Raw genomic sequence first — 4,384 nt, 5'->3', positions numbered from 1 at the left:
CCAGGTGTCGCTGGGTCAGCGCAGCGAGTACTTGCTGGCCCTGGCCAGCACTCTCGAAGCCAAGGCCGAAGCGTTCGCGCAAATGATCAGCCGCGAAATCGGCAAGCCCGTCGCCCAGGCCCGTGGCGAAGTCAGCAAATGCGTCGGCCTGTGCCGCTGGTACGCCGAACATGGCCCGGCCATGCTCGCCGCCGAGCCGACCCAGGTTGAAAAAGCCCGCATCGAATACCGCCCGCTGGGCCCGATCCTTGCCGTGATGCCGTGGAACTTCCCGGTCTGGCAGGTATTGCGCGGCGCTGTGCCGGCGATCCTGGCCGGCAACACCTACGTGCTCAAGCACGCACCGAACGTGATGGGCAGCGCTTACCTGATGGGCGAGCTGTTCAAGGATGCCGGCCTGCCGGAAGGCGTGTTCGAGGTGCTGAACGTGACCCCGGACGGCGTCACCCGCGCCATCAACGACCCGCGCATCGCCGCCGTGACCCTGACCGGCAGCGTGCGCGCCGGCATGGCGATTGGCGCCCAAGCCGGTGCCGCGCTGAAGAAGTGCGTGCTCGAGCTGGGAGGTTCCGACCCGTTCATCGTGCTGGCTGACGCTGACCTGGATGCTGCCGTGCAGGCGGCAGTCATTGGCCGTTACCAGAACACCGGCCAGGTCTGCGCTGCGGCCAAACGCCTGATCGTCGAAGAAAGCATCGTCGATGAATTCACGCGCAAGTTCGTAGAAGCCACGCGCCAGCTGAAACTGGGTAACCCGCTGGAAGACGACACGTACATCGGCCCGATGGCCCGCTATGACCTGCGCGACGAGCTGGATGGCCAGGTTCAGGCGACCCTAGCCGAAGGCGCCACCCTGCTGTTGGGTGGCAGCAAGGTCGAAGGCGTGGCCAACTTCTATGCACCGACCGTGTTCGCCAACGTCACCCCAGAAATGACAGCATTCAAGCAGGAGCTGTTCGGGCCGGTGGCGGCGATCATCACCGCGCGGGATGCCGAGCATGCCGTGGAGCTGGCCAACGACAGCGAGTTCGGCCTGGCTTCGACCATCTACACCGCCGACTATGCACTGGCCGAGCGCATGACGGCAGCGCTGGATACCGGTGGCGTGTTCATCAACGGCTACTGCGCTTCCGACCCCCGCGTGGCGTTTGGCGGTGTGAAGAAGAGCGGGTTCGGGCGGGAGCTGTCGCACTTTGGTGTGCGTGAGTTCACCAATGCCCAGACGGTGTGGCTGGATCGTAACTGATTCTAGGCCTGGGGCCGCTTTGCGGCCCATCGCGGCACAAGGCCGCTCCTACAGGGCACTGATGCTGGGCGCTCCGCGTACCCTGCTGAATCAGTAAGTTATGTGAAGCTGCGAGGCCCTCAGGACCTCAATCCCGAACCTGGTCCTTGACCCAGTCCAGCATCCCCCCCGGCACGATCAGCTCATGCCGCGCCCGCGAACAGGCGGTATACAAGCCCGCCAGCATCCGCGCCCGCTCATTGCGGTTGCCCGCCACCTGCGGCGGCACCATCAGCTCTGGCGACACCATCACCCGGGAAAACTCCATGTTTTTCACATCCCGTACCCGCCCCAGGAACAGCTTGGGCGCCTTGTCCCAGCGGTAGCGGCTCTTGGCCTTGGCAAAGTGCTCCGGCGTATAGCCCTTGCGCAGCATGGTGGCCACGGCAACGAACGCCTTGTCATCGCCTTTGTCCTGCTCCAGCGCCTGCCAGCTGGCATAACGAAACAGCATCGGATGGCGCGGCCGCGTGCCATGCCGGTACAGCTCGATGCAGTCCTCGACGAACAGTTCGAAGTCCTTGCGGGCGCTTTGCAGCAACACGAACGGCACGCCTTGGTGAGTCAGGCGCTGAAACCAGCCAAACAAACCCCATTCGTCATCGACAATCAGCGCCGTGGGCTGCTCCGGCACCGTCACCGTGTCGAAGAAACTGACCCGGGTGTAATGCTCGGCGCTGCCACTGAATGCCGCCTGGATCGCCGCCGGATGTGCCTGAATCAGTGGGTTCAGCACATTGTCCATCGCCGGGCCGGCACGCAGTGAGTGGTCGATGCAGCGTTGCCGGATGAAACTGCCATGGTGCGCGCTGAGGCCATTAAGGTTCTGCAACTCGTCGCCCAGGGCGATGATCGACTGCGGGCTGCGGTCGAGCACGGCAAGCATCGGTGCCGACAGCTCGTGGGCCTCGTCGACGATGACATGGCTGTAGCGGCTGTCGATCACATAGCCCGTCAGTGCAAGCAGCTTGACCCGATGATAATCGCGCACCGGCAGCTGGATTTCCCGCGCCGACGGGCGAATCAGCTCCTGCCAGTACTGCCGCGCCTTCTCCAGCAGCACTTCCTGGTCCAGTGGGTGCGTGCCCGGCCCGGCCCATGGCAGGTGGTGCAACTGCAACTGGGTGTCAGCACTGTGGCAGAACGTGCGCACGGCGCGGATGCACAAGCCAACCACATCGCGAGCGGCCAGTGGCCCGATATCAGGAATCGCCAGCCATTGCGCCACCTGCGCGTCCTGCGGGCGCCACGAGCGCTTGGTGCGGTAAGGGTCACGCAGGCGCCAGCCATTGTTGGTGAGGTCACGGTTCAGCAGCTCGTCCGCCAGCTGGCCGAAGGTAAGCGCGGTGTACGCTGTGGCGTCCTTGACCCGCGCCTGCAACGCCCGCAACTGGCCCTCGGTAAGGGCCAGCAGCAACGTGCGCTGCGGGTCGAGCAGGCGGGCGAACTGGTGGATCAGGAAGGTCTTGCCAGTGCCGGCGAAGCCCTGCACTGCCACCGACTCGTCGATACCACTGAGAAATTCGCGTAACAATCGATTCTGCTGGTCGCTGAGTCTCAGGTCACTGGCCAAGGCCGGCAGGGACACAGGGTGCAGCGGTGTGGCGCGTTGGCGGTACAGGTCAGCGAACTGGAAATTCCACTGGCCCTCGGCATCCAGCAACTCTTCAGCCTTGTACTGCACCTCGGGGGACAGCAAGGCGAGACCGTTTTCGCCCAGCATGCCCAGGCCCATGGCCAAGGCTTCGTGATCGAAGTGCTGCGCCACCTGCCCCTGGAAGCGCCCGGGTGCCGCGCTTTCGACTTCATTGGCGATGCGCACGATTTCGGCGAAACGACGCTCTTGCGCATCTGCCGAGGCGGTGGCGGGCTGGCGCGGCAGGTTTTGCACGAACAGCACGGCGGCAGCGTCCAGGACGCTGGCGGTGGTGAAAAAGTCAGTGGTGGGTTCGCTGGCGAGGCGGTCGGCCTGGTCGCTGGGCAAAGGCAGGTAGAACATCGGCACCTCGGGTGGAAACAGGACGGCACCATAGCAATTTTCGCGGTGCAATGCTGGTCTCAGTGTTGCCCGGGGCGGCCTCTTCGCGGGTGAAACCGCTCCTGAATGTAACGCGCAGAGGCAGGTGGCACTGGCACCCGGTTCAACCCCTGCCGCGCTTCAACGTCTCGTTCGGAAACTCCTTGAACAACTGCCGGTAACTCTCTGAAAACCTTCCCAAATGCCAAAAAGACCAGCGCATCGCCACCTCGGCTACGGTCACGTCCCCACCGCGCAACAAATCCCGCCGCGCACCGTTGAGCCTGCGCAATCGCAGCCATTGCGCAGGCGGCATGCCGGTAAATGCCTTGAACGCCTGCTGCAGCTGGCGCAGGGAAACCCCGGCAACCTCCGCCAGCTCCACCAGGTTGAGCGTTTCCTCCGGGCAATCGGCGGCCCATTCACTGACCCGGTGCATGATCGCCCGTTCTTCGTCACGTCGCCCCAGCGCCACGCCCTGCAAGCGCTGGCAGGCGTTGTCGAGGATGAACAGGCAGTCCTCCAGCAGTTGCTCTGCCAAGGCCTGCCCCTGCAGCGGGCAATCGGCCTGGCTGAGGCGGGTCAGCGTGGCACTCAACCAGCTGCCGAACAGCGCATTCTGCCCGCTGCCCAGCGGTACCATGAACAACCCTTCCAGGCGCTGCGGGTCCAGCCCATGGTCGGCCAGGAAGCCCTGGTCGAATACCACGGCCACTTCCTGGTAGTTCTCCGGGGTGATCCAGATATTGCGGCTTTGTTCGTTCAGCAGGTACAGGCTGTTTTCGCTGCGGTCGAAACAGAACGCCAGTGAGCCGCTCGGCGCGCGAAAAAACTGCTCGACGCGAGTATTCAGCCTTTCTTCGTACACCTCCACGCCCTCAAGCCCCAGGCAACGCAGCTCGCCGCTGAAATGCCCCGGCGACATCTGCCGGTACTGTTGCTGCCAGCCAGGGGTGGCCCGCACTTGCTCGGTAACGTCGGTGGTGTGGTAAGCCTGGACCTGCAACGCATTGGCGGTTGTCACGCATTGTCCTGTGTGCACTCTTATGGTGCATTCGATGCCGAAGAAAGTGGATAGATCG

The 4,384-nt window shown here is 63.9% G+C and carries 3 protein-coding genes; 1 reads left to right on the top strand and 2 read right to left on the bottom strand.

Going from position 1 to position 4,384, the window contains the following annotated elements:
* Window positions 1–1,246: aldehyde dehydrogenase family protein (locus HP546_RS26570; RefSeq protein WP_172231722.1), on the top strand; the 1,246-nt coding region annotated here is incomplete at its 5' end.
* Window positions 1,247–1,373: 127 nt separating this feature from the next.
* Here the strand turns inward: HP546_RS26570 and HP546_RS26565 are convergent.
* Both HP546_RS26565 and HP546_RS26560 read right to left on the bottom strand, forming a co-directional pair.
* Complete coding sequence (locus tag HP546_RS26565; RefSeq protein WP_172231719.1) at window positions 1,374–3,284, bottom strand: AAA family ATPase; 1,911 nt, start codon at window positions 3,282–3,284, stop codon at window positions 1,374–1,376.
* Between the two features lie 142 nt (window positions 3,285–3,426).
* Window positions 3,427–4,326: a helix-turn-helix domain-containing protein gene (locus HP546_RS26560; RefSeq protein ID WP_172231716.1), complete on the bottom strand. Its 900-nt coding sequence runs from the start codon at window positions 4,324–4,326 to the stop codon at window positions 3,427–3,429.
* Window positions 4,327–4,384: the final 58 nt, after the last annotated feature.

The organism is Pseudomonas sp. CM25 (genome assembly GCF_013179705.1).
In the GTDB taxonomy this organism is placed as follows: Bacteria; Pseudomonadota; Gammaproteobacteria; order Pseudomonadales; family Pseudomonadaceae; genus Aquipseudomonas.
The sequence above is the reverse complement of the archived record's forward strand: the minus strand, read 5'-3'. Positions and strand labels throughout refer to the sequence as shown.